Below are 26654 nucleotides of genomic sequence, written 5' to 3'. Positions count from 1 at the left end.
TCAGTCACCCGAGCCGATCAGGCCGCCGCGCCTGCGCATGAGCAGGGCGGTGAAGGCCATGGAGAAGGCGAAGAGCACCAGCGCCACCACGCAGGCCGCGCCGTAGTTGAACTGGCTGAAGCCGAGGCTGTAGATCAGCTGCGGCAGGGTCAGGGTGGAGTCGTCCGGGTAGCCCGGTTCGAAGGTGACGCCCGAGCCCCCCATCACGCCCGAGGCGACCTTCGCCGCCACGATCGGCTGGGTGTAGTACTGCATCGCGCCGATGACCCCGGTGACGACCGCGAAGAGGATGATCGGCGAGATCGAGGGCAATGTCACGAAGCGGAACCGCTGCCAGGGAGAGGCCCCGTCGAGCTCGGCGGCCTCGTACTGCTCCTTCGGTACGTCGAGCAGCGCGGCCATGAAGATGACCATGAGGTCACCGACGCCCCACACGGCGAGGACGGTGAGGGCGGGCTTGGCCCAGGCCGCGTCGTTGAACCAGGAGGGGGCGGGGATGCCGACCGCCTCCAGGAGCGAGTTGACCGGTCCGGTGCCGGGGTTGAGCAGGAAGACGAAGGCGAGCGTGGCGGCGACCGGCGGGGCCAGGTACGGCAGGTAGAAGAGGGTCCGGAAGACCCCCGCACCCGTCTTGATCTTGGTGATCAGCATGCCGATGCCGAGGCCGAAGAGCACCCGGCAGACGACCATGACGACGCCCAGCCAGAGCGTGTTCCGGATTGCCGGCCAGAATTTCGGCAGGTCCGTGAAGACGTACGTCCAGTTCTCCAGGCCCCGCCAGGTCGGCGGGTTGAGGCCGTCGTACCGCATGAAAGAGAAGTAGACGGTCGAGACGAGCGGGTAGGCGAAGAAGACGCCGAATCCGATCAGCCAGGGCGACATGAATGCCGCCGTCCGAAGCGCCGATCGGCGGCGGTTCCGGCGCGGCTCGTGCCGCGCGGCGCGGGTAGCGGCGCGGGTAGCGGCGCGGGTAGTGGCGACCGGGGCGGCCGCCCCCACCGCGGGCAGGATGTCCCTCCTCATCGAACGCGCCCCCGTCACTTCGCCTGGGCGATGTCACGGTCGATCTGGGCCGCCGTCTCCTCCAGCCCCTTCCTCAGGTCCGCCACCTGCCCCTTCTCGAACTTCTGGCTGAAGCCTTGAAGAGTGTCCTGGTAGGCGGAGCCGTTGACCGCGTTGTCCGAGGTGGTGGACTGCGGGTGCTGGGCGATGTCCAGGAAGGTCTTGAAGCGCGCGTCGAACTTCAGGTTCGGGGACTTCAGGGCCTCCAGGGTGGAGGGCACGTTGCCGATGCCGTTGGCGAAGTTCACCACGGCCTCGGTGTCCGTGGTCATGTACTTGACCAGCTCCCAGGCCGCGTTCTGCTTCTTGCTCTGCGGCGCGATGCCCATGATCGTGCCGGAGAGGTAGCCCTTGCCGTACTCGGCGACCTCGTCGTCCGCGACCGGCAGCGGCGCGACGCCGACCTCGAAGTCGACCTTGGCGTCCTTGACGAAGTTCAGCCGCCACTCACCATCCAGCTGCATGGCGACCTGGCCGGTGTGGAAGGGGTGCTTGGCGCCCCACTCGTCACCGAACGTCGTGCGGTACTTGTCGAGCTTCTTGAAGCCGCCGAGGGCGTCCACCAGCGACTTCTGGTACGTCATCATCTCGGCGAACGCCGGGTCCTTGGCGACGTTGGACTTGCCGCTCTCGTCGAAGTACGTGTGGTCCCACTGCGACATGTAGTGGGAGACCACGGTCTCGTAGCCGAGGTAGTTCGGCATGAAGCCGAGCTGCTCGTACGAGTCGCCCTTGGCCTTGGTGAGCTTCTTGGCGACCTCGGTGAACTCGGACCAGGTCTTCGGCGGGGCCTTGATGCCGGCCTTCTCGAAGGCGTCCTTGTTGTAGAAGAGGCCGTACGCGTCGGAGAGCAGCGGCAGCGTGCAGCGCTTGCCCTCGAACTGGGTGTACTCCTGCAGGACCTTCGGGAAGATCGTGTCGAGGTCCAGCTTGTCCTTCTCGATGAAGGGCTTGAGGTCGGCGAGCGCGCCCGAGTGGCAGAACTTGCCGACGTTGGCCGTCGTGAACGAGGAGACCACGTCGGGCCCGTTGGAGCCGCCCGCGCGCAGCGCCTGGCCGAGCTTGTCGTCGTTGATGTTGCCGACGACCTTCACCTTGATGTTCGGGTGGGCCTTCTCGAAGCCGTCGATGCTGTCCTCGATGGCCTTGACCTCGGCCGGCGCGGACCAGCCGTGCCAGAAGGTGATGGTGGTCTCGCCCTGGGGATCGTCAGTCGCACCGTTGTTCGTGGAGCCCGTACAGGCAGAGGCCAGGAACGACAGGGCCGCGACCAAGGTGAGCGCGCCCAGGGGAGAACGGCTTGCGGTTCGCATGGGTGGTTCCTTCCAGGGAGAGAGCGGGATCCAGAGAGAGGCCCGGCGGTGGAGACTGCCGGGCACACCGACACACTAGTAAGGAAAGTTTCCTAACTAGTGTGGGAACGTAGATCCCCTCCCTTGGCGCGTCAATGCGCGGTCGTCGCGCGCAATCAACTCGTTACCCTCCCGATCGTCGCGACGCGTTCGCCAAGCCCGCCATCGTAAGAGTTGTTTACGAAACCCTGCTCGGCACCTGGGGTCCTCCGCTACCCTCTCGCTCACCCCTCACGCCACGCATCGCACGCTGCCTCATTCCCGACTGCAGAACGACAGGTCACGCCCATGCCGCGAGCCATCTCCCTGCACCACGTGAGCAAGGCCTACGAACCCGGGGTCCGGGTCGTGGATGATCTCTCCCTCGACATCGAGCCCGGTGAGTTCCTCGTCCTCCTCGGCCCATCCGGCTGTGGAAAGTCCACGGTCCTCAGGCTTGTCGCCGGCCTGGAGGACATCACGGAAGGCGAGTTGAGGCTGGACGGCCAGTACGCCAATCACGTTCCGGCGCGTGAGCGGGACATGGCCATGGTCTTCCAGAGCTTCGCCCTCTACCCCAGGATGACCAGCAGCCAGAACATCGGCTTCCCGCTCCAGATGCGGGGACTCGGTGAGGAGTCCGCCCCCCGGATCAATGCCGCGGCCGAGCTGCTCGGCATCAAGGACACGCTGGACCGGTACCCGGGCCAGCTCTCGGGCGGGGAGCGCCAGCGAGTCGCCATGGGGCGCGCCATCTGCCGGGAACCGTCCGCCTTCCTCATGGACGAGCCGCTGTCCAATCTCGACGCCAAGCTCCGCGGCCGCCTCCGCGCGGAGATCGCCCGCCTCACTCGTGACCTCGGCGTCACCACGGTGTACGTCACCCACGACCAGTCGGAGGCCATGTCGCTCGGGGACCGAATCGCCGTCATGCGCGACGGCGTCCTGCAACAGATCGCCACCCCACGCGAGGCGTACGCGCTGCCGGCCAATGTCTTCGTGGCCGCGTTCATCGGCACTCCCCGGATCAACCTGCTGGAGGCCGTGGTGCACGCGCCTCCCGGGGGCGGGATGACCATCGAACTCGGACATCAGCGCCTGCCGCTCACGGAACCCCTCAGCCGCGATCACCAGCTGCTCCGTGTCCAGCAGGGCAGACCGGTGATCATCGGACTGCGCTCCGAAGCCATCCGTATCGCCCATCCGAGGCACGCACGGCTCCACGAAGTACCTGCTGAGGGCGTCGTCGAGCACGTCGAGTATCAGGGCCACGAAGGCCTGGTCCATGTACGAACCGGCGCACGGCCGGCCCTCGTGCCCGCATTGGAGGCCGCCCGGCACCGCGACGTTCACAGCGGACGCGCCGGACGGGCCCCCGGCGCGATGCGCCGGCTCCGGACGTATGCCCGGGAATGGAAGCACGGCCCGCGGACGGATTCGTCCGCCTCCGTGTCCGGCACGCGGCCCACTCTCACCTCACCGGACTCGCCGCAGCTGCCCACCGCCGATCTGGTGGTCCGTACGAACGCCGAGTTCGACATCCGCGTGGGCACCCGAGTGCCCCTCCTGATCGACCTCGACCGCCTCTACGTCTTCGATCACCAGGGGCGCCGAATCTGCCCCGCCCCGGACTCCGCGTACGACTTCGCCTACTGAACGAGAGCGCACCGGGCCGATCACCGCCCAACCGATCGGCCGCCCGGACCGTACCTGCATGTAGGCTGCTCGTTCGAAAGCCGGACAGCCTGCGTGCGGAGGACAAGTGACCGACCTCATCCGCGGGACACCGGGGCTCGTCCGCGCCATCAACAACCGCACCACCCTGCACCTGCTCCTCAAACAGGGCCCGCTCACTCGTCCGGAGATCAGCAAGATCACGGGCCTGTCCAAGCCGACCGCCTCCCAGGTGCTGGCGCGCCTGGAAGAGGCGGGTCTGGTCGTAAGCCACGGCGTCAGGAAGGGACAGCCCGGCCGCGTCCCGGAAACGTATGGCATCAATCCTTCCGCCGCGTTCGTCGCGGCCATCGATGTCACGCCGGAGTGGATCGCGGTCCGGGTGGCCGACATCGCGGGGACCGTCGTCGGAGAGGCGGAGGTACCCGCACCCGAGACGTCCACCCGAAGCTCGGTTCTCAAGGGCCTCCGTGCGGCTCTGTCCCAGGTCCGCGTCGCGCAGGTGCCACGCCATGTCGTCATCGGTGTGCAGGGTGCCGTCGATCCGACGACCGGGCGGCTCGAGTACGCCAGCGAGGCGGACATGGCCGGCTGGCTGCTGCCCGATGTGGACCGGGTCCTCAGCGAGGAGTTGGGCGTGCCGGTCCGCGTCGAGAACGACGTCAACCTCGCGGCCGTGGCCGAACAGACGCACGCGGCAGCCGACTGCCCGGACTTCGTGCTGCTGTGGGCCGACGAGGGGATCGGCGCCGCCCTCGTGATCGGCGGAAGGCTGCACCGCGGCTTCTTCGGCGGTGCGGGGGAAGTCGGATACCTGCCCCTCCCCGGCGCGGCCACGGCCCGGGACGCCGGCCGTTTCGGGCGCCATGGATACCAGGAGTTGGCGGGCGGCGAGACCGTGCTCGACCTGCTGCGCACCTACGGTGTGCGGGGCGCCGACTTCCCTGACGCGGTGGTGGAAGCCGTGCGACTGGCCACCGAGACCTCGGGGAGCCAGGCGGAAGAGGCCAGGGCGGGACTGCGGGTGGTGGCGGCTCGACTCGCTGTCGGTCTGGCGTCCATCGTGACGGTCGTCGATCCGGGGCTCGTGGTGCTGGCGGGCCGCCTGAGCGCGGCGGGCGGTGAGTACCTGCGCGAGCTCGTGGAACGGGAACTGCGCGTGTTCGCCCATTCCAGGGCACGGATCCGGCTGTCGGCGGTGGGAGACAATCCCGTCCTGAGCGGTGCTCTGGACCTGGCGCTCGCGGCCGCCCGCAAGGAAGTGTTCGGCGAGGCTGTGCCGGGCGCGGGCGAGGTGTGAACACCGGAGCCGACGGCCACGCGTACGGATGCCTGTCCTGGCGGCCATGGCCGCCAGGACAGGCATCCGGCATGGGGTGTCCGGTCAGGGCGTGACGGTGATGCTGGACAGCCACAACCCTGAGGTCGCCTTGGGGACTGTGTTGTCGGAGTGGACCACGTTTCGCATCGCGACTCCTCCTTCTCGACTGCTTCGAGGCGCGGGAAGGAGAGGGCCCTGCTCACCGGCCTGACGTCACCCGATGAGCAGGGCCGGGTCTGTTACGGAACCCAGTGGTTGCCGGAGGCCGTGATCAACACCTGGAGCTGGATGCTGGCCGAGAAATAGCTGTTGGTGGCGACAGGCGTCGCCAGCATCTTGTTCCACAGCGCGTCCAGCCACGCCTGGCTGCCCGGGTCGGTCATCGCCGCCAGCGTGAACGGGGCGAAGAAGGCGGCCTCGCTACCCGCCGAGATCTGCGTCCCGTCGAGCTTGTAGCCGATGGCGATCTTGTTCGGGTCACCGCCGGTCTTCGCCTTGATCCAGCTGTTCATCTTCCGCGCCGCCGCGAGGGACTGCGCGTTGCCGCTGGTCACGGCGTCATCGGCGATGCGCCACGGGGTACGGCATGCGTTCCACCAGTACTGGCCGTCGTTGGGGTCCTCCAGGACCTGGCCCGGGGCGGGCTTGGGCGTGGTGTTGGTGTTGACGACGAAGTCGGGCAGCAGGCCGGTGTTCGGCGCGTACGTGGACTGCAGGTTGGCGATCTGGTTCTGGTGGGCGGTGCGGATGGTGTCCCAGGCCGCGTCGCCGGTCGCCGTGCGGAAGGCACGGAAGTGGTCGATCATCCAGTCCGAGGTGCGGGTGATGTAGTAGTACTGGTCGCCGGCGCTGGACCAGTCGCCGAGCTTGAGCAGGTTGGTCGTGGCGTTGATCTCGTCCTTCTTGATCGCGTTGATGTGCTTGACCGCGAGATCCTTGTAGTTGTACGTGCCGGTGCTGCCCCACTGCTTGTCGGCGAGGAGCAGACCGTACGCCACGTCCATGTCACCGTCGGTGGCGCCGTCTCCGCCGTTGACGCTGACGCAGTTCACGTCCTGTTCGGCGGCGAGCAGATTGGGGTTGATGGCGGACGGGTGGTCGAGCTTCCACTTCACCAGGCCGTCGAAGATCTTCTTCGCGTCGGGGTCGGCGCCCGCCATCGTTGCCGTGATCACCATGCCGTAGCCCTGTGCCTCGGCGACGTACGGGTGATCGGCGTCGGGCGAGATGATCTGGTACCAGCCGTTGTTGCAGTTCTGCCGGACGAAGGCGGCCTTCCAGCGGTTGTAGTAGTCGACGACCTGCTGATCCAGCGTCGCCGTGGAGCCGGAGGGCTTCAGTATGCCGGCCGCGTACGGCTTGCTGTGGCTGCCGAAGGGGACCGCGGGGCCCGAACCGGGCGCCGGGGTGGTGACGCTGAGGGCGTTGCTCGCAACGGACAGGTTGCCGGCCGCGTCCTTGGCCTTCACCGTGTAGTTGTACGAAGTGGACGCGGTCAGACCGGAGTCGGTGTACGAAGTGCCGGCCGCCGTGCCCACCAGCGTCCCGCTCCGGTACACGTTGTACCCCGTGACCCCCACATTGTCCGTCGAGGCGTTCCACGCCAGCGACACGCTCGTGGACGTGGAGCCGGTGGAGCGGAGACTGCCCGGAGCGCTAGGCGCGGCTGTGTCACCACTACCGGCCGGCGAACCGTACACCTCGAACTCCCAGAGGGAGTAGCCATAGGGGGTGCCGCGCGTGGTCCCGTGCATGCGGACGTAGCGTCCAGTGCCTGCGATGGTCAGGTCGTCGATCGCACCGTCACCCGACGACGTGGAGTAGACGTCGGCCCAGGTCGACCCATCGGCGGAGGTCTGGATCTTGTACGTCTTGCCGTACGCGGCTTCCCAGTTGAGCTTGACTCGGGAGATCGTGTGGCTGGTGCCGAGGTCGATCCGCATCCACTGCGGGTCTACGCCTTCAACGCTGGCCCAGCGGGTGGTCGCGTTGCTGTCAACGGCGCGGCCGGCCTCGAAGCCGGCAGCCTCGACGGAGGAGGCGGTGGCGGGCTTGCCCGCGGAGACCAGGCTGTCGGCCGCGTGAGCCTGCGGCATCAGGGTGAGTGGCAGGCCCAGCAAGCCGGCCGTGACGAGCAGGGAGACGCCTCTTCGGCGCATGACAACTCCTTTTTGTTCAGTGGAGAGCTGTACGGAGGCCCGTATGCCTCGAAGGCCCAGAGGGAGCAGACGTACCGTGCGCCACGCTGCGCGCCGTATACGTACGTAACGGGTGTCGGCGTCCGGCCGGAAGACGAGAGCGGTTTGTCTCATCCCGGCTCCTCGGAGGGCCATGCAGTCGACATCCAGGTGGGGTTGACGGCTGCTTTCGTTAGGAAGATTTCCTAACAGTGATCGGAAGGGTAGGCATCCCGGACCGCTCGCGCAAGACCGCGCACATCCACAGTTCCGTGCGTCTGAACCGTTCCGGGGTCGGTGGAGATCTCGGGCGGTGGTTGCGACCTGGGCTTCGTGGTGCGCAGGTAGTGATCGGCTTCGTATTCGGCGGGCGGGATGTGCCCTGTCTCACTGTGGAGCCGGGTGGTGTACCGGTCCATTCAGCGGTGGCCGGCTCGACCTGGGCGAGGGATCGTCAGGGCCGCTGCGGCTTGATCGCCTCGGTTTCGAAGAGGTCGATGGGGGGAGGGGCCCGGCGTGCGGGCGGGGGCTGGAGCTCATCGCCAAGTTGTTTGTTAGGAAGCTTTACTTGCCTCCTCTCCTGAGGCAGCATGGTCTGTACCTGACAACCTCATCGAGGGGTGACGTATGACGTACGGACGCTCAACGGCGGCCCTGCTGGCCGCACTTGCCCTGGGGCTGCTCGGCCTCGGCCTTCCCTCCGCCCCCGCCGAAGCGGCTCCCGTCTGGACGCTTCGCTGGTCGCCCGATCCGGCCACCCAGGGCCTCGGCGCCTTCGAGACCGTCGAGGATGACCGGGCCGATTCGCACACGGGGGCCGCACCGCACATCAAGGTCGCGAACGGCGCCTATCGATTTGACATGCACATGGTGGATCGGGACACCTCCACCGACCGGCAGCGCCACGAGGTCACCGGCAACCGCACCTCGTCGTCGAACTATCTGCAGTGGCGGCTCGGCGAGACCTGGCGGGTCACGTACTCCATGTACATCCCCGGCTCGCTGATGGCGACGACCAGCTTCACCCACATCATGCAGACCAAGCAGCCGGGCACGGGTACCTCTCCGATCACCGTGACGTCGCTGCGGCGCGTCGACGGCGTCCAGACCATCGAGCACAAGGTCATCGCCGGGGACGTCCTGGTGGGCCGGACGAACCTGGAGCCCCTCCAGAACAAGTGGATCGACATCGAGTACGAGATCAAGATCGGCGACGGGACGGCCGGCGCCGTCCGCTGGGTGGTCAAGAGCGCGGGCACGACGGTCGTCGACGCGACGAAGACCGGCGTCGACACCTTCCTCGCCGACCGGGTCCGCCCCAAGTGGGGCATCTACCGGTCCCTCGGCGACACCTCGGGCTCCCTCCGCGACACCTATCTGCTCCTGCGCGACATGCGCGCCTACCAGCAGACCGGCACCGCTCCGGGCGGTGACACCCAGGCCCCGACCGTCCCGGGCGGACTGCGGGCGACCGGCGTCACGTCCGGCAGCGTCTCCCTGGCCTGGAACGCGGCCACCGACGACGTGGGGGTGACCGGCTACGAGGTCTATCGCGGCACCGCCCTCGTCGGCACCGCCACCGGCACCACGTACACCGACACCGGTCTCGCCGCCGCCACCCCGTACAGCTACACCGTCCGGGCCAAGGACGCCGCCGGCAACCGCTCCGCCGCCTCCGTGCCCCTCTCCGTCACGACTGCGTCCGCACCCGGCACCGAGACCCTGCTCTCGCAGGGCAGGCCGGCCACCGCCTCTTCCACGGAGGCCACCGGCTACGAGCCCGACAAGGCCGTCGACGGCCAGAGCACCACCCGCTGGGCCTCCGCCGAGGGCATCGACCCCCAGTGGCTCCGCGTCGACCTCGGGACCACCGCCGCGCTCTCCCGCGTACGTCTCGACTGGGAGGCCGCCCACGCTTCCGCCTACCGGATCCAGTCCTCCGCCGACGGGACGAACTGGACCGACCTCGCCACCGTCACGGGAGGCGACGGCGGCACCGACGAACTCACGGTGAGCGGCAACGCCCGCTACGTACGGATGTACGGCACCCAGCGGGGCACCCCGTACGGCTACTCGCTCCACGAGTTCAAGGTGTACGGCACCTGAGGTGACTCCCGGAGTGTGGACACACCTGACAACGGATCTTGATGGTCCAGGAAGGTGCAGATCCACATGGCACGGCCCTCGAAGTACAGTCCGAAGCCCGGCACGACGCGATCGCGTTGCGCCGGGCTTCGGACGGCAGGTGGACGTTCAGGGACGTCGCGGCCGATTTGAAGGTCGCCCCCGAGACGCTGCAGTGGTCGAGCCGGCGCAGACGCCACGAGGCAACAGCCCGGCACAGCCACTACCGAAGACGCTCAGCCCATGAAACCAGCGGATAGATCACGAAACCGCACTGGAGTATCAGACGCCGGCGTCCAAGTGTGTTGATCGAAATGACGTGCCCGCCAGGGTCCCCTGACGCACCGGCGCCCCGGCGAAATTCTCGCCGGGGCGCCGATCCTATGCATTGCGTGGTGAGCCGTCCGTCAGTCCCACCAAAACGTCCATACGGAACGCCGGACCTGATCGCCGGCGATCGCCGCGTCACCGAGATCGGGGCAGTACGCGTACTGCTCCACGGCGGCCCGCGCAATCTCCAGGAGGTTCAGGGGCGGGCGGCTGACGGCCAGTTCCAGTGTCGACGAGTCCGCGAAGCAGAACTCCGCTCCGTACCGCTCATGCCAATGACGGAGCACCGCGACATGATCGGCGGGGAGCAGCTGCCGGTCCTGATGGCCCGACCAGTTGGGCGTCCGCACGAGACCAGGGAAGAGCGCCGGGAGCTCGTAGCCGGCCTTCGCCTCCACGAAGTTCAACCACACCGGCTCCCCCGCGAGCCCGGTCCGAGCTGTGGACTCCGGTCCGGGCTCGGGGCGGGCAGCGATTTCCGCCGCGACGGCTTCCGGGTCGAAGAGCAGTTCGCACTCCTCGATCTCCTTGCGGTCGGCGTCGTCCTGCGGGGGAACGTAGAGGTCGGTCATCTCCCGCAGCCGCGAGGCACGCAGTTCGGCCATCACCTCGGACGGCACGGCCCGCAGGGCGGAGTCCAGGAGGTCCCTGCTCCCCCCCGACCACGGCTCGTCACCCCGGTCGTGTTCGACCAGGGCGCGCGGCGCGAGGGTGGTGACGAAGGGGACCAGTCCCGTCATGTCGTGCCGGTCCCGCCACCACGTCCACGCCGCCCGGACGGACCGGCGCTCCGCGCGGAAGCCGTGCACGGCGATGCCGGACGCGGAGACCGCGGACTCCACCGTCACTGGACCGGGAACGAGACCGGCGGCCTCGCTCTCGGCGGCCAGCATCCCGGCTGCGGCTGCACGCTCTTCCATCATGGTCCTCTCTCGCTAGCGGAAGTTGATCTCTTCGATGCCGTCTTCGTGCACGTAGAAGATCGTGCTCAGTTTGACGGTCCGGCGAGGGTCCTTGGACCACTTCTCGATCATTGCCCTTCCCTCGTCCTCACCGATGTTCTTCAACTTGATGTAGAGACGGTCCGCGCCCTTCTTGTTCGCGTCGGACAGCTGATCGAGCACGCCCTTCTCCTTCTCGGTCGGAAGGATCTTGAACTCCGAGCGGATGCCGTCGACCCAGGCGTCGAACCTCTTGTTGCCCTCGGCGCCGGGGGCCGCGATGTTCTCCCCGCGAGACACCACGGTGTGCCCCTCGCGGGCCAGCTGGAACGCCAGGTCGAACTCGTCCTCCGTGAAGGCGTCCTGGCCGCCGTCCTTCCAGCCTTCGTCAATCCTGTCGAGGTCGTCCCCGAAGAGCTTTTCCGCGAACATCTCGCGCTGGGACTGGGAGATGATGCCGCAGAAGGCCCTGCCGAGCCCGCGCATCTTGGCGCATTCCTTCTGCTGGAACCGGACGAGCACATCGACCTCGTCGCTCTGAGCCAGATACGCCAGCCGCTTCTTGCGCGTCTTGTCGCGGACCTTCTTCGACCAGTGCGTCTTGCGCTCCTCGTGGTCCTCCTTGGCGTACTGCTTCGTGTACCCGTTGTACTCCTGGGTGTAGTCCTTCTCCTCGACGGACCAGCCGCCGCCACCGTTGTACTTGCAGGTGTAGCCGTGCTCCATGCACTCGATGGGCTTCAGACCGGACGGGTCCGAAAGGCTGACCGGGTTGTTGTTGGAATAGGTGTAGCCGTGTGTCTGCTGCGGATCCGACAGGTCCATCAGCGGGTCGACGGAGACGAACCGGCCGATGGCGGGGTCGTATTCACGGGCGCCGAGATGGGTCAGACCGGTGTCCGCGTCCTTCGTGCCGCCGACGAACCCCTTGTCGCCCGCCCAGCCGGCCGGTTGGGCGCCGCGTTCCTCGCCGAAGATGCCCGTCTTGCGACGGACCACGGTCTGGGCGGCGTCGGCGGACACCTGGGTGGTGCCGGTGCCGTGGTGGTCGCCGATCACGAAGGTCAGCTTGCCGCCGGTGCGCATCGCGACCGTCTGCCCGGCGACGCTGTAGTAGCGGGTGCCGGTGACGGTAGTGCCGGCCTTGTCGAGCTTGAGCTCGTTGCCGCCCGGCAGGGTGAGGGTGGTGCCGGTGGAGTCCCGGTGGATCAGCCGCTCGCCCGCTGTGCCGTACAGGTACGAGCTGGTGTTGGTGCCCTGGACGACGGAGCCGAGGTGGCCCTCGTCGTCCCAGGTCAGGGTCTGCTGGGCGGCTGACCCGATCTTGCGGGTCTTGACATTGCCGGAGGCGTCATAGGTGAAGACTTCGTCGCGCGGGCTGGTGCCGGTCTGGGTGACCTTCGGCAGGTTGTGCTTACCCGCCGCCGGGGCCGCGTAGGTACGGAGCGTGTCGTCGGTGGGACCGGAGGCCGTCTTGTGCTTGGTCTCGGTCTTGCGGTTGCCGACCGCGTCGTAGGTGTACGTGGTCCAGTACGCGTCCGGTCCCCCGACGGCCGAGGTGGAGGGTGCGCCGGCGCAGGCCGTGCCGGTGTTGGTCCAGGCCTCGGTGATCCGGCGCAGCTCGTCCAGGGCGAAGCACTGGGTGTCGGTGGTCCGGGCGGAGTCCTGGCCGAACGCCGAGGCGATGGACGTGATGTTGCCGAGTGCGTCGTAGGAGTAGGAGACGTCCTCGATCCTCTGCGGCGCCGCCTCGCGGTCTATGTAGCTGCGATGGAGCGCGCCGGTGTGCTCGTCGTACTCCTTGCTCACCCACAGGTGCTGGGCGAACTCGCCGAACTCCTGCCGGACGTTTCGGCCGTAGTGGTCGTAGGTGTTCCCGGAGATGATGGCGTCGGTGCCGGCGTAGACCGTGCCGAGCAGGCCGGATCCGGCGGTGTAGGTGTTGTTGACCTTCTCCTGCGGCAGCCCGCCCGCAGCAGGGTGCTGTACCCACATGACCTGGCCGGTGTGGGCGTTGTACGAGTTGATCCACTTGTACGTACCCGCCAGCGCGCCTTCGCTGTCGGGGATGGTCACCTGCTGGCCGACCGGTTGGTAGCGGCTGTTGTACGAGGTGATCGCGCTCTCGTACGCCTTGCCGTTCGCCCAGCGGGTCGACTTCGCTGCGTGGCCCTTGGCGACGGTGTCGAACTCCCACGTCGCGAGCGTGGTGGTGCCCTTCTTCAGGACGGTGCGCCGGCCCAGCTCGTCGTAGTCCGAGTGCAGGGTGACCTGCCGGGCATCGGTGATGTCGGTGATCCGGTCGCCCTGGTCGAACACGGACTTGGTGGTGCCCTCGTCCGGGTCGTCGACCTGGATCTGGCGGCCCCGGACGTCGTAGGTGTACGTCCACTTGGCGTTGGACGGGTCCGTCACCTGCGCCAGCTTGCCCACCTTGTTGTACGTGTACAGGGTGGACTGGAACGCGGTCCGGGCGTCGTCGGTGTACTGCCTCTGCTCGACAGTCCGGCCGAGCGCGTCCGCGACGGCGGTGACCGCGGTGCCTCCCTGCGGCGGGATCACCGTGGTGCTGTCACCGGCGTACTGGGTGGTGGTGCGCTTGGTCTCGTCGCCGAACCTCTTGGAGATCACGGCCGTCACCCGGCCGGCCCCGTCGTACTCGGTGTCGGTCGACGCCGGGTACTTCAGCTCCTGACCGGTGACGAGGACGGGCTCGGCGGCACCGGTCGCGAAGTACGAACCGGACGTGCGCCAGGCCAGTCCCCGGGTGTCGTAGAACGTCTCGGAGACGATCCGGCCGGCCCCGTCCTGCGAGGGCTCCTGGGTCTGCCGCGTGCGCAGCAGCCCGTCGGCGAAGGCGTACGCGGACTTGTACGTGGCGTCGTGCGTCAGGACCTTGCTGGTCGTGACGATCGGGCCGTCGTTGCGGACCAGGTAGTCGAAGACGTAGTTCGGCGAGTCCGGGTAGGTGGTGGCCGAGCGCGTCGGCAGCCACACCTTGGAGACCCGGCCCAGCGCGTCGTACGCGCTGGTGGTGATCTTGCTGTTCGCGTCGGTGGTCTGGGTCGCCTGGCCGCGCAGCGGTTCCAGCACCGTGGTCGTCGCGTGGCCGCGGGGGTTCGTCGCGACCGTGCTCGTCGGCGCCTCGCCGGTGGCGGGGGTGTACGCGGTCGTCGTGATCTTCCCGTAGGCGTCGGCCGCCTTCAGGACACGGCCGTGGACGTCGGCGCAGAGCTGCTTGCCGTCGGCGCCGCAGAGGCTGGGGACCTCGGCCTGGACGTCGTATCCGTCGCCCTTGCCGTTGATCCGCTCGGTCCTGGTGACCAGGCCCCGGCCGGGCACGGTGCCCAGGGCGCCCTTGTCGTAGTACGTGCGGACGTCGTCGACGATGTCACCGGGACGGCTGACGGCCGCACCGCAGGCCACGGCGACGCTCTCGACCCGGCTGACCTTGTTCAGGATCCCGGTGCCGGTGTCGCGGGCGTACTCGGTCGTGGTGCACGACTCGTCGCCGGCCTTGTCCTTGTCACCGGTGGACGACTCGCTGGTGACCATGCCGTAGCCGTCGAAGGTACGGAACCTCTCGACGGTCCGGGTGCCGCCGGCGCCGGGGGTGCGGACCGACTCCTGCTCCGTGCCCGTCTGGTAGGAGACCAGGTCGGGCAGGCCCGCACGGGTGCGGGTGGCCACGGCGGACGAGCGCCACGGGGTGTAGGAAGTGGCGCTGACCAGCTTGGCGGTGTCGTCACCGTTGTACGTGGCGGTCTCACGGGTCATGCCTGCGAACTGCTCGCGATCGGTCACGGCGGCGCCCGCCGAGTCCCGGACCGCCTGGCCGTCCAGACCACGGAAGTACCGGGTCTCGGTGAGGGTCCTCGGGTCGCTCGCGGCACCCGTGCGCGTCTGTACGCGCTCGTAGCCGCGCGCGACGGAATGGACCCGGTCCTCGGCCTTGGTGAACTCGTCGGTGCTCTTCGCCCAGGCAGCGCCGTCCAGGTAGGAGTACGAGATCACCTTGTCCGGGGATTCGGCCAGGTTGTCGCCCTCGACGACCTGGTCGACGGTGTAGGTGTTGAACCAGTCGAGCTTGGCGGTCTCGCCCTCGTACGCCCACTTCACGGGGAAGCAGCTCGTCTTGTTCGAGCCGTCGGGCGTCGGCAGGGTGGTGCTGGTGCACCCCGGCTGCGAGTAGGTGGCACCGATGGTGCCGCCGGTCTCGGTGGTGATCTGGTACATCCGCAGACGAACGAAGGGCGCGAGCCCGTCGCCCAGCTTGTCGACGCGATTGGCCCGCTGCTCGCCTGCGAACGTCACCGGGGGAGTGGCCAGCGTGCCGCCCACCAGACCCGTGTGCTGGATGGACTTCAGCCACATGGGTGTGGAGATGCCGTCACCGGAAGCGGGGAAGTCCTGCTCCAGCGTCCAGGAGTCGACGTCCTTGTACGTCCCGCCGGTCAGCAGCTTCGTCGTGATCTTGGCGAGGCGCTTGCGGGACCAGAAACTCGGGGAGTACTGGTCCTTGCACTCGGTGGCGCCGTCCTTGCAGTACAGGTCGAAGGGGACGTCGGGCCAGTTCTTGGCGTTGGCCTCGTCGAAGGTGCCGCAGTTGGTCAGGCAGCGCTCGGTGACGTCGAACTCGACCTGGCCCATGGCCTTGCCCGTGTACACCGCGTCGGAGCGCAGACCGTAGTCGATCCGGTCCAGCCAGCCGCCGCGGACGTACGTGGTGACGGTCGCCTTGCCGGTCGTCTCCGAGACGTTGCGGCCGTAGTTGTTGGACTCGGTGTTCCAGTAGTACGCCATGGCACCGCCGCCGGGGGCGACCACGTAGTCGAGCTGCCAGCGCCAGGCCTGCTGGCACCAGCCGTTGGCGAAGGCCGCGTTGTAGCAGGGCTCGCCGGACTGGTTGCCGAACACCGGCGCGGTCCAGGCGGAGTTGGTCACCGGGTCGTCGGCCGCGGCGCCGTTGTCCTTCCAGCCGGGCAGGCGGTTCAGGCCGAAGAAGTACTGGGTGCCGTCGGGCGTGGTGACCTTCCAGTGCTCACCGACGCCGTCGACGCCGGCCGTGCCCTGGTCCCCGTTGGACGCACCGGTCAGCTTCTCGATCTTCTCGGCGCCGTTGCCCTCGGTGTGCCAGCCCTTGCCCGCCTGATACACCAGCTCCGTGGACTTGCCGCCGAGGTGCAGTGTGGCGTTGTCGTTGAACCAGCACTGGTCGCCGACCTTGGTGGTGTTGGTGCCGCCGGTCTTGTCGTCGTTGCAGGACTTGTACCTGCGCTCGACGAAGCCCGGCTCGTAGGACCATCCGTCACCGAGCCAGGAAGGCTGGTTGTTCGAGGCCGCGGTGAGTCCGTCGACCGACTGGGAGCTGTAGCCCAGGGTGATGCCGGGCTTGAGGTCCTCGGGCACCGCCGGTACGTCGATGGGGTAGGACCAGTTGAACGAACCGGTGACCCCGCCTGCGCTCCACGAGCCCGAGGGCTTCAGCGGCGTCGCCTTGTAGTCGCCCGACTGACCGGAGGGCCCGGCCGTCGCGGCGAGTACGGTCGCACCGGCCGGATCCGCTGCTGCGAGGGCGGACTTCGCCGGTGCGAGGGCGGACTTCGCCGGTGCGCCGGCCGGCCTGGCCGTCGGCTCGGACGCCCCGGGCATGCTCACCTGGGCCGACAGCTTGCCCGCTCGCGTGTCGTTGCGTGTCGAAAGAGGCTTCTGCGTACGGCATTTCGGGAGCTCCGGCTGCGTCATCGCGCACGCCGGGAGTTCCACGAGGCGGAGCCGGGACGCGTAGTCGCCGCCGTAGGCGCCGCGGAAGGAGGTGTAGTCCACCTCCACCTGGGCGGCTGCGGCACGCTGCCCGCCGTCCGAGCGTCCCACCGACAGCAGGACACCGTCGATGCCGGCCTTGCGGGCCGCGTCCTTGCCGGCGAGCGTGACCTTCACCTTCGAGGGGGTCTCGGCGGCCTCTGCCTGAAGCGGACGCACCGAGACGGGAAGCATGCCTGCCCGGCCCGCGCCCGGCCCGGCGGCCGGTATCCGGGCCTTGGCCGAATCCGAAAGGAAGGAGTTCGAGACCGCCGTCGAGGCGAGGTACACCTCCGCCGAACCTGCCGCCGGCCAGGCGACCCTCCGGTCCTTCCAGCCGGTTGCGGCCGCATCGGTCTTCTTCGCCCCACCCGCGCGCATCGGAGACACCGGAACCGCCGTCGGCTGCTTCAGCTCGGGCAGCCGGGGCCGCTCCTCGCTCGCCGCTACGGCCACAGCCCCCGGCAGCATGCCTGAGAGAACCGCTGCGGCCAACGCCGCAGAAAGCCCTCGCATGCGAAATCTTCTCACATCTACTCCACTTATCCGTGCAAATTCAACCGGCGCAGGCTAACAGCCGGATTTCATGGATTTGGAAGCTGGGCTGCGATTCTGATTCGCACAGTGCTCCGGAAATTGTGGCAAAGATGATCTTGCTGCCCAAATGGGGCGCCATGTTCCAGGTCGTCGGCTGGGTTGCCGCGCTCGGCCGGGGTGAGGTGCAGGTGGGGGCGGTCGCCGAGGGATTTTTCGGAATTAGGCATTCCTCTTGGGCCTCTGGCTCGACAAGGTCCGCAAATGTCCGGTACGGGGAATTTGGCATCGCTGATCAGCGGCTACAGTCGGCGCGACGAAAAATGGCGGCCAACAGGGGTCACGAGAGTGTTGAATACGAAAGTCCGCAGGGGATGAGGGTCTTCTCTCCGAAGAGCCGTCGCCCTTGCCGTTGTCGCCGGCGTGGGGTCGGGCGGCATGGTGGCATCGATGGGACCCGCCGGCGCGCTCGCCCGCCCGGCAGCCGTCACGGCGGAGGACGACGGCAGCGTCAGCCCCGAGGACAAGGCGCTCCGGGACGCGCAGGCCGGCGGGAACCCCGTGGAGGTGGTCTCGGCACGCACCGAGGCCTCCGACACCTGGGTCCGGCCCGACGGCAAGTTCGTCGTCAAGAAGTACGGCACGCCCGTGCGCGTGCTGCGCGACGGCGCGTGGGTGGACACGGACCCGACGCTGGTCTTCGCCGCCGACGGATCGGTGAAGCCGAAGGCCACTTCCGTGGCGGTCACCTTCTCCGGCGGCGGCACGGGACCGATCCTGAGTGGGGTGAAGGACGGCCGTACGCTGGCGCTCTCCTGGCCGACCGCCCTGCCGAAGCCGACGCTGAACGGCAACGTGGCGACGTACGCAGAGATCCTGCCCGGCGTTGACCTGCAGCTCAAGGCCGAGGTCGAGGGCTTCTCCCAGCTCGTGGTCGTCAAGACCCGCGAGGCGGCCGCCAACCCCCAGCTGGCCACGCTCCAGTACACGATGTCCACCGTCGGCGTCACGGTCGCCACGGATCCGGCGACCGGAGCGGTCACGGCGACCAACCCGGCCGGACAGCTGGTGTTCACGAGCCCGTCCCCCGTGATGTGGGACTCCACCACGGCCACGAGCGCGCAGTCCTTCGTCGCCACCCAGACGTCGTCGCAGGCCGTCGCCGCGGCGATCGAGGCCGCACCGGGCAGCTCCTTCGAGCAGCCCCCGGGCGCCAAGGAAGCGGTGATGCCGACCACCGTGAACGGCAGCACCCTCCAGATCACCCCGGACCAGGGCCTGCTGACGGCTCCCGACACGTCCTACCCGGTCTTCATCGACCCGTCGTGGGCCTGGGGCATCCGCAACAACTGGACCCGGATCTCGAAGAAGTACCCGAACAAGAACTATCTGAACGCCAACGAAGTGGCGCGGGTCGGCTACGAGAACGAGACCAACGGCCTGTCCCAGTCCTTCTTCGAGGTGGACACCGCGAACCTCCGCGGGACCAAGGTCATCAGTTCGACCTTCCGGATCAAGAACGTGTGGTCCTGGTCCTGCCAGGCGCGGGCCGTGGATCTCTACCAGACCACCGGCATCGGCAGCAAGACCACCTGGAACAACCCGCCCAGGAGGATCGGCGGGCTCGTGGCCGGCGTCAACCAGTCCAAGGGCTGGTCCAGCGACTGCGCCGCCGGCAACCTCGAATTCGACGTGACGAGCAGGATCCAGAGCGTCGCTGCCGCGGGCAGCGCGAGCGTCACCCTCGGCCTGTACGCGGCCGACGAGAGCGACACCTTCGCCTGGAAGAAGTTCGACGCGAAGTCCGCGGCCCTGGAGACCGTCTACAACACCCCCCCGGCGACGCCCACCAGCCTCGGGACCAACCCCCGCACGCACTGTGCCACCGGCGGCCTGATCGGCAACACCTCGATCAGCCTGTACGCGCTCGTCACGGACCCCAACGCGGGCAACCTCTCCGCCCAGTTCCAGGTCTTCCGCGGCACCACCCTGGTGGCCGACGAGTGGATCCCCGGCCTGCGCGACCGTATCTCCACCCTCGTCGTTCCCGACGCGAAGCTGCCGACCGGCGACTACACGTGGAAGGTGCGGGCCTACGACCAGAGCGAGTACTCCGACTGGAGCGCCACTTGCAAGTTCAGCGTCGACCGCACCAGGCCCGCTGAGGCCCCCGCGATCGGCTCCATCACGTTCCCCAAGGGTGACAAGGGCTGGCCCGCCACCACCGGGCCCGCCCGCAAGGCCGGCGCGTTCACCCTCTCGCCCAACGGTTCCGACGACGTGGTGTATTACCACTACTTCACGGACTGGGACCCCGACGTCAAGACCGTCAAGGTGGCCGCGGGAGCCTCGGCCGACATCCAGCTGACCCCGCCCGCCGTCGGTCCGCACTTCCTCCATGTGTTCAGCCAGGACGCGGCCGGCAACCGCTCGGACACCGCGACCTACCCCTTCTACGCCGCAAGATCGACATCGTCGGCCGCACCGACAAGAGCGAGCTGTTCCTGTACCCCAACACCACCACGACCGGCGGTCCCATGACCTTCGGTGACCGCTCGCTCTACGGCAACGGCTGGTGGGTCGGCTCCTGGAACCCCTTCGTCAGCGATCTCGACAGTGACGGATCTGCAGAGCAGGTCGGAACGGTCAACGGGGAGCTCTACGATTTCGTCCCCGCCGGCCGCACGCTGATCGGCACCGGCTGGGGCGCCCTGGACGTCATTCTCTGACGCCCCGGCAGACCGGCACGCCCCTCTCGGCCCTTCGTGGGCTGGGAGGGGCTTCGTCGTGTCATGGGGGGCCGGCCTGCGGTTCTGCGGGGACTGCAAGTCGTTTACAGCCCCCGCGAAACATCATGTCGAATCCTTACGGCTTCAGGTGGTGCGGCATGTCTGCCACGAGGCGCACGGCAAGGTGGCGCCGATCGCGGCCACCAGACCGGTGTGGGCGTCGGAGATGACGAGCTGGACGCCCGTGAGGCCGCGGGCGATCAGAGAGCGGAGGATGGCCGGCCAGCCGGCGCCGTCCGCTGCGGTGGCGACGTCGATGCCGAGGATCTCGTGGTGGCCGTCGGCGTTGTCGCCGACCGCGATCAGCGCGTGGACGTTGCTGGTGCGGCCGCCTTCGCGGGCCTTCTGGGTCAGGGCGTCGACCCAGACGAACGAGTACGGCCCGGCGTCCAAGGGCGGGTTACGGAAGGCGGCGAGGCGAGTTCGCCGGTGCTGCGGTTACGGCGGATCAGCAGCTGACGACTCCCGGGTCGGGGGTCGGCGAGGTCGATGACTGCCCAGTCGTAGAGACGGTGGCCCTTGGCCCCGGCCCCTGTGGAGAGCTTCTGCCAGGCCCGCTTGGGCACCTTCTTGGCCAGGGTGTCCACACGGAACCTCCCCGCCCCGGTGGTGACTTCGTGCGAGCAGGCCACCGCGAGGACGTAGCCGGTGCCGCGTTCCTCCAGCGCGGTTCGCAGCCTGGGGTTGCCGCCGTAGACCCCGTCGCCGGCGACCCATGCGGCCTGGTGGCCGGCGTCCAGGAACCGGGCAACCATACGAGTGGCCGGTTCCGGCTTGGTGGCGAAGGCGTTGTCCTGGTCGAGTCCGGCATCCCGGCATCCCGGCAGCGGTCAGGGTCGGAGGTCCATGAACGCGGGACGTACAGTTCCCGGTCCACTGCTGCATGCCGTCCGGGGTCCTCTCCCCGGCCCATTCGGCGATGCTCCAGCAGTTCTTGCGCGGCAGGTCCGACAGCAGTCCGAGCACCAACTTCCGGACTCGGAACCGGGGTTCGACCCGTGTGAACCGTCCCGCTATCCGGCTCATCAGGCCCTCGAACGCCTCCTGTCAGCGGGCAGGGTCTACGCTGTGACCTGCGGCCACCGCGTGATCGTTTGTCTTCACACACCGATGATCAACGGGTGGCCGCACCCGTCTCCACAGCGCGTCGGGGTCGCGCAGCGTCCGCCCGCCGTTCCTGTGTCAGGAGGACATGTGCAACGTGGCGAAGTCTGGTGGGTGGAGTTCGACGAGCGGCGACCGGTCGTGCTGCTGTCGGGAGACGACGCGTCCGGGATCCGGGTGATGCAGGTCGTCGCTCGGGCGGGTGTCGACATCACCGGTCTGGGCGTCGAAGTGGCAGTAGGCGCCGTGGAAGGACTGCCCTTTGAAGGCGTGCTGCGGTTCGCGTTGCCGCGTCCGGGCTTTACCCCTTGCACGTGGCTGACCACCGTGTCCCGGGACGACCTGATCGAGCGAGCGGGCGTTCTGTCCTCCGTGAAACTCAGCGAGATTGAGAACGCCCTCCGTCTCGGTGAGCAGGCGAAGGAGTGGACCCCGGCGACGACCGCGAAGCTCAGCGAGATAAGGAACGCCCTCCGTCTCGGTGGACTCGGGTAGGCGGAGAAGGAACGGACGCCCGCGACGGCGTGGTCGGTCTCGTCCAGATGATCGACGCTGCCGGCTGTCTCCTCGGCGCCCCTCACGATCGAGATCATGAACTACGGCTGGAGTACTAGGTGCTTGGCCATCGCACTGACCTGTGACTTCGACAGCCGCGTGACGCCGAGGGACTCGGCGAGCTTCTCGACCCGGTGGGTGGAAACGCCGAGCAGGTAGGCGGTGGCGACCACCGAGATCAGGGCCTGCTCGGCCCGGCGGCACCGTTCCAGGAGCCAGTGCGGGAAGTAACTGCCCTACCGCAGCTTGGGGGTGGCGAGTTCAACAGTGCTGGCGCGTGTGTCCCACGCGCGTGGGAGGTATCCGTCGCGGTGAGGGAACCGGGCGGGGCCGGGGAGGGTGTTGCGGCGGCCATGTGCACCACTTCCAGGCAAGTGCGGGGACGATTCGGTGTCGCCACACCGTAGGAAGACGCAGGTCAGGGTCGTATGCGGTGGGACACCATAGTTCGGGCGGGTCGTATGCGCGCGGCCTCCATGGCCTGCTGCGGCGACCCTGCCGAAGGCCCGAGAGGGACTGTCCGGGTTGCGCTGATCGGGAACGTTTTGATGGTGGGGTGCTGACTCCCGTGCTGACTTGGTGCTGACTACGCAGCGTTGAACTCCGACATCTGCGACAGGCCGGGTTCCGATCCGGGCGCGGGTGGTGCGATGCGGCGGACGACGGTATTCGGGCGAGCGCCGCATCGTCGGCTTGGGGCGCCTGGTTCGGCGGCGGGTGAGACCACAGAGCGGCGGGTGAGACCACAGAGCGGCGGCTGGGCCACAGGCCGGCGGCGCCGTTCCCGTCGAGGTCGCCGGACGAGCCGACCTCGGGGTGCTCCGGCTCAAGCGGAGCGGAGAGGTCGGACAAGCTCGGCAGGGAGCCCGTCAGACCGACCGCGAGCGCGGCGATGGGTGAGCCGGCGGATGCGGCTGGGTGCGTGATCTCGCACGTCTTGCCTCGGGGGTGAAGGTGCTGACGCCGTGCGGCCCGGTCACGGGCGATGGCGGCGGAGCACGGGAAGCCATGACCGCGGCGCCTGGCGGGAGGTGCCGCGGTCATGGGGTTTCGGGGTTACTTCAGGCCGAACGCCCGGATCACGTCCTGCTTGATCCACAGCCCGTCCGGGCCCTCGGCGGACGCTCGCAGCGACACGGAGCCGCCGGGCGTGCGTGGGGTGCGGAGCTCCGCGGACCAGCGGCCGTCGGCCCGCTTGTCCAGCTCTACCCGCTGCCAGGTCGCGCCGTCGTCGTACGACACCTCCAGCGCGGCCTTCGTGGCCTTGATCCCGCCGGGGTAGGTGGTCGAGCCGAGGTCCAGGTCCACCCGCTGTCCGGACCGCACCGAGCCTTCGAGGTCGGTGTCGACGTCATAGGTGAGGTTCAGCAGCTCGATCTCCTTCTGCCACGCCTCCCCCTCGGCCGGGTACTTCGAGCCGAAGCCCAGCTCGGTGTGCGTGCTAAGGGAGGTCGCGAACTCCTCGGCGGGCCGGGTGGCGTCGATCACCAGGCGGTACGGTAGTTTCTCCGGCCGCAGACCGAAGGCCGAACCCGACTGGCTCGGGGTCGACTTCAGCAGCGTGTCGCCCTGGTACAGGGCGCTGCTGACGCTGCCGTCGTACTGGGACGTGGCGCTGGCGGCGTGGCCCGCGCCACTGCCCGACCAGAGCGGGACGTTCCACTGGACGGTGTTGGACTTGCCGCGGAACGGGACCCAGTAGCCCGAACCGAGGCGGGGGGCCTGCACCGGCTTGAACCACTCGCTCCGATAGCGCCGGCCCGCCTGGTAGGTGAGCTTGGGGCTGCGCTCGTCGAGCAGGTTGCCGGGGCCGTCGGTGCGGGCCAGCCAGAACCCCTCGTACCAGGAGCTGTCCTCGGGGGTCTCGCTGACATAGCTCGTGCCGGTGTACGGGTAGCTCTGGTACTCGTCCAGGCCGACTCCGGGAGCGCCACCCGGCAGGAAGTAACGGCCGCCACCGCCCAGGGAGTTGCCCTTGACGGCCTGGTAGAAGGTGCTCTTCACCTCCGCCAGCTCCTCATGGGACGGGGCGTAGCGCAGGGCGCGGTCCGGGACGCCGCCCGCGTACGACTGGAGCAGGTCGTAGCGGTAGCCGGGGACCAGCTTCTCCTTGATGTGGAGCACGCCCAGGCCGCTCTTGGCCTGCCGGATCAGCTCCTGGCCCTGGCCGTTCATCACGCTGGCCACGGACAGGCCGTGGTCGCCCGGGTAGCCCTCGTACAGCCGGCCGCGGCCGTCGTTGACGACGATGAGCATGGCGGCGCCGGCTTCGGCGGCTGCCTTCGCCCTGTCGAGGGGCTTGACGGCGTCGGTCCGGTCGACGATGACGGCCTTGCCCTCGGCGTTGAGGCCCGCGTAGTCGGCGGGCGCTCCGGCTCCGGCGTAGACGGTGCGCAACAGGCGGGTGCCGTCCTTGCGGACGCCACCGCTCTGCGGCGCGATCTCGACGGAGCCGCCCACGCCGGTCGTGGCGTCGAGCGACTTCTCACGCATCCGCCAGTGCGTGCTCAGCCGGAGGGTGCCGACGGCCACCTCGGGGACCGCGCCGAGGTAGACGCTGTCGTAGGAGGGCGTCACCACACTGGACTCGTTGATGCCGCCGCGGCCGCCGGCATAGCTGTACTGCTGACGCACGATGGTCTGGGAGACCTCGGTCTCCCGCGGGGTGACGGCGTAGGACCGGTTGGTCTTCGAGGCGTCCAGCTCGGCGGTCGCCGGGCCGTCGGTCATCACGGTCTCGGGGTCGGAGACAATCGCCAGGCCCTTGGAGTCGGGCTTGTCCCCGGGGACGTCCATCCAGGCCCAGGTCGAGTACGTGCCGGGGGGCAGGCGCAGGGTGCGCTCGCCATCGACGGTGATCTGCGCGGGGATGGTGTTGCCCGCCCAGGTCAGGGCCACGGTGTCCGTGACGGGCTTGCCGTCCCGGCCCTTCAGCTTGATCGTGAAGTCGTACAGCTCACGCTCCTTGTGGAGCGCGTAGCCGGTGTGCGCGGCGACCTTGCCGGTGGCGGCGTCGGTGGCGACGACCTGGCCGGAGAACGACGTGTCGGCCGCGACGTTCGTCGGGTCCAGCGTGAGCCTTACGTCGACGGTGCCGCCCGCGGGGACGGTGACGGACGAGGCGGAGAGCGTGTACGCCGGGCTCGGGGTGCCGGTCGTCAGATGGAGGGTGACGTCCGCGGTGCCCGTGTTGCGGTAGGTGAGGGAGCGCTCGGTGGGCTTCGCGGCGGCGTGCGGCCACTTGTAGACGGCGGCCGGGACGGAGCCCGTGGCCTCGATGGTGGAGTCCAGGGCGTTCACGAGGTCGACGCGGCCGGTGCCCATCGAGTACGGCTTGTAGGCGTCCAGCTTCTTCGAGCTGGACATCAGCGCGTCCTTGATGCGAGCCCCGTCCCAGTCGGGGTGCGCCTGCTTGACGATGGCCGCGGCGCCGGCGACGTGCGGCGTGGCCATCGAGGTGCCGTTCATCGAGCGGTACATGCCGCCCGTCCAGCCCGGCACGGACTGCGAGGCGGCGGCGGAGATCGCGACGCCGGGCGCGGAGATGTCCGGCTTCAGGCCGTAGCTGTTGGTCAGCGGGCCCTGGCTGGAGAAGGAGGCACGCACATCGGACTTGTCGACCGCGGCGACGGTGAGCGCGGAGGCGGCGGCGCCCGGGGCGCCGACCGTGCCCGCGCCGCCCGCGTTGCCGGCGGCGATGACGTACAGCGGACCGCCGTTGGCGGACAGTGTGTTGACGGCCTGCGAGATGGGATCGTTGCCGTCGGAGCTGCCGCCGCCGAGGCTCATGGAGACGATGTCGGCGCCCTGTGCCTTCGCCCACTCCATGCCCTTGATGACACCGGAGTCCGGGCCGTAGCCGGAGTTGGAGAGCACCTTGCCGATGATGAGGTCCGCGCCGGGCGCGACGCCCTTCTTGGCGCCGGCCGAGGCGGCGCCGCTGCCGGCGATGGTGGAGGCGACGTGCGTGCCGTGGCCGTTCTTGTCGTCCGCCTCCTCGCCGGTGATGAAGCTCTTGCTCGCGACGATCCGGTCTTTCATGTCCGGGTGGGTCGCGTCGATGCCGGTGTCCAGCACCGCGATCTTGACGCCCCGGCCGTCGAAGCCCTTGGCCCAGGCCTGCGTCGCGCCGATCTGCGCGACGGACTCACTGAGCGAGGCGCGCACCCGGCCGTCGAGCCACAGCTTGGTGACACCGTTGTCCAGCGTCCTGGCAACGCCGGACGCGGCGGTCGGCGCCAGGTCCCGCCAGAAGGCGCGTGCCTCGTCGGACTCGGCCTTCATGGCCTTGGCGTTGATGCTGCGCAGCTCGCGCACCCGGCCGCTGCCGACGGGGGCGGTGAGAGGCTTGGCGGAGCGGGCGGTGGTGCCGGTGGCGATCACCGGGATGCCGCCGGAGCGCTTGTCGTCGTACCCCATCTCGACGAGGGCGGTGACGTTGAACAGCCGCTGGTCGAGCTTGTCAGCGGCGAGCAGGGACATCGCCTGGCGCGGGATGACGTAGGTGTCGTCGCCGTTGCGCTGGACGTGGACGGCGCCGGTGCCGGGCGCGGGGTCGACGGTGACCACGTCGTCGGCACCGGGCAGGTCCGTGTAGTGGACCTTGTCGCCGGTGACCAGGGTGATGTCGTACGTAGGCGCGTCGGCGCCTGCCTTCGCCGACGGCTGCGCGGTCGCCTCGGCGGTCGCCGCGGTGGGAGGCAGCAGCAGCCCGCCGCTGATCGCGAGCGCGGTGGCGGTCGCGGCCAGCACGGAGCGGCGTCTGGGTATCAGGTTCATGCCAGCGGTCTACCGGAGTCACCGCCTCCGCCGCACCCCTGACGCGGTGTCGTACTTCCGACACGTCGGAAGTACGACACCCAGGTGACGGCGGAGAGGTGGCGATCGGACCGCCTGTGACCGGAGCGGGA

General features: G+C 68.7%; 12 protein-coding genes and 4 pseudogenes. 7 read left to right on the top strand and 9 right to left on the bottom strand.

Features of this window, described 5'->3' with window-relative positions; genetic code table 11:
- Positions 1-882 carry a carbohydrate ABC transporter permease gene (locus tag OG580_RS03520; protein ID WP_267042160.1) on the bottom strand — a complete coding sequence of 294 codons (882 nt, stop codon included), beginning with the start codon at positions 880-882 and terminating at the stop codon, positions 1-3.
- Positions 883-1037: 155 nt separating this feature from the next.
- Positions 1038-2375: an ABC transporter substrate-binding protein gene (locus OG580_RS03515; RefSeq protein WP_267042159.1), complete on the bottom strand. Its 1338-nt coding sequence runs from the start codon at positions 2373-2375 to the stop codon at positions 1038-1040.
- A gap of 327 nt (positions 2376-2702) precedes the next feature.
- On the opposite strand from OG580_RS03515, the gene OG580_RS03510 reads away from it, so the two are divergent.
- Both OG580_RS03510 and OG580_RS03505 read left to right on the top strand, forming a co-directional pair.
- The gene (locus OG580_RS03510; protein ID WP_267042158.1) at positions 2703-4049 is read left to right on the top strand and encodes an ABC transporter ATP-binding protein; all 1347 of its coding nucleotides are present in this window, start codon (positions 2703-2705) and stop codon (positions 4047-4049) included.
- Between the two features lie 106 nt (positions 4050-4155).
- Positions 4156-5367: an ROK family transcriptional regulator gene (locus OG580_RS03505; RefSeq protein WP_267042157.1), complete on the top strand. Its 1212-nt coding sequence runs from the start codon at positions 4156-4158 to the stop codon at positions 5365-5367.
- Positions 5368-5627: 260 nt separating this feature from the next.
- On the opposite strand, the gene OG580_RS36125 is transcribed toward OG580_RS03505, so the two are convergent.
- Entirely contained in the window at positions 5628-7547 is a 1920-nt protein-coding gene (locus tag OG580_RS36125; protein WP_323182548.1) for a glycosyl hydrolase family 8, read from the bottom strand.
- A 645-nt stretch (positions 7548-8192) separates the two neighbouring features.
- Between OG580_RS36125 and OG580_RS03485 the strand changes: the two are divergent.
- A pseudogene (locus OG580_RS03485) lies at positions 8193-8972 on the top strand (Tat pathway signal sequence domain protein); the annotation flags it as partial.
- Positions 8958-9671, top strand: a complete 714-nt coding sequence (locus tag OG580_RS03480) for a discoidin domain-containing protein (protein ID WP_267047877.1) — start codon at positions 8958-8960, stop codon at positions 9669-9671. The pseudogene OG580_RS03485 and the gene OG580_RS03480, both read left to right, overlap by 15 nt.
- Positions 9672-10096: 425 nt before the next feature.
- On the opposite strand, the gene OG580_RS03475 is transcribed toward OG580_RS03480, so the two are convergent.
- Both OG580_RS03475 and OG580_RS03470 read right to left on the bottom strand, forming a co-directional pair.
- A complete protein-coding gene (locus OG580_RS03475) occupies positions 10097-10942 on the bottom strand; it encodes a DUF4253 domain-containing protein (protein WP_267042156.1) in 846 nt (281 codons plus the stop codon).
- 12 nt (positions 10943-10954) lie between these two features.
- Positions 10955-17218, bottom strand: coding sequence for an RHS repeat domain-containing protein (locus tag OG580_RS03470; RefSeq protein ID WP_267042155.1), 6264 nt, complete (start codon positions 17216-17218; stop codon positions 10955-10957).
- Between the two features lie 528 nt (positions 17219-17746).
- Between OG580_RS03470 and OG580_RS03465 the strand changes: the two genes are divergently transcribed.
- The gene (locus tag OG580_RS03465; protein WP_267042154.1) at positions 17747-19837 is read left to right on the top strand and encodes a DNRLRE domain-containing protein; all 2091 of its coding nucleotides are present in this window, start codon (positions 17747-17749) and stop codon (positions 19835-19837) included.
- A complete protein-coding gene (locus tag OG580_RS03460) occupies positions 19834-20025 on the top strand; it encodes a hypothetical protein (RefSeq protein ID WP_267042153.1) in 192 nt (63 codons plus the stop codon). The genes OG580_RS03465 and OG580_RS03460 overlap by 4 nt, the downstream gene beginning before the upstream one ends.
- Before the next feature lie 150 nt (positions 20026-20175).
- On the opposite strand, the pseudogene OG580_RS03455 reads toward OG580_RS03460, so the two are convergent.
- Both OG580_RS03455 and OG580_RS03450 read right to left on the bottom strand, forming a co-directional pair.
- Positions 20176-20502: pseudogene (locus OG580_RS03455) on the bottom strand (transposase); the annotation flags it as partial.
- A gap of 5 nt (positions 20503-20507) precedes the next feature.
- Positions 20508-21111 (bottom strand): annotated as a pseudogene (locus tag OG580_RS03450) (transposase); the annotation flags it as partial.
- Between the two features lie 168 nt (positions 21112-21279).
- Here OG580_RS03450 and OG580_RS03445 point away from each other — a divergent pair.
- Positions 21280-21684, top strand: coding sequence for a type II toxin-antitoxin system PemK/MazF family toxin (locus OG580_RS03445; RefSeq protein WP_267042152.1), 405 nt, complete (start codon positions 21280-21282; stop codon positions 21682-21684).
- Positions 21685-21809: 125 nt separating this feature from the next.
- Here OG580_RS03445 and OG580_RS03440 read toward each other — a convergent pair.
- Together OG580_RS03440 and OG580_RS03435 are read right to left on the bottom strand one after the other, a co-directional pair.
- Positions 21810-22055, bottom strand: a pseudogene (locus tag OG580_RS03440) (transposase); the annotation flags it as partial.
- A gap of 745 nt (positions 22056-22800) precedes the next feature.
- On the bottom strand, positions 22801-26523 hold the full coding sequence (locus OG580_RS03435; protein ID WP_267042151.1) for a S8 family serine peptidase: 3723 nt from the start codon (positions 26521-26523) through the stop codon (positions 22801-22803).
- Positions 26524-26654 lie beyond the last annotated feature (131 nt).

This window comes from Streptomyces sp. NBC_00094 (assembly GCF_026343125.1).
Lineage (GTDB): Bacteria > Actinomycetota > Actinomycetes > Streptomycetales > Streptomycetaceae > Streptomyces.
This window is presented reverse-complemented; position numbering and strand designations above follow the sequence as displayed.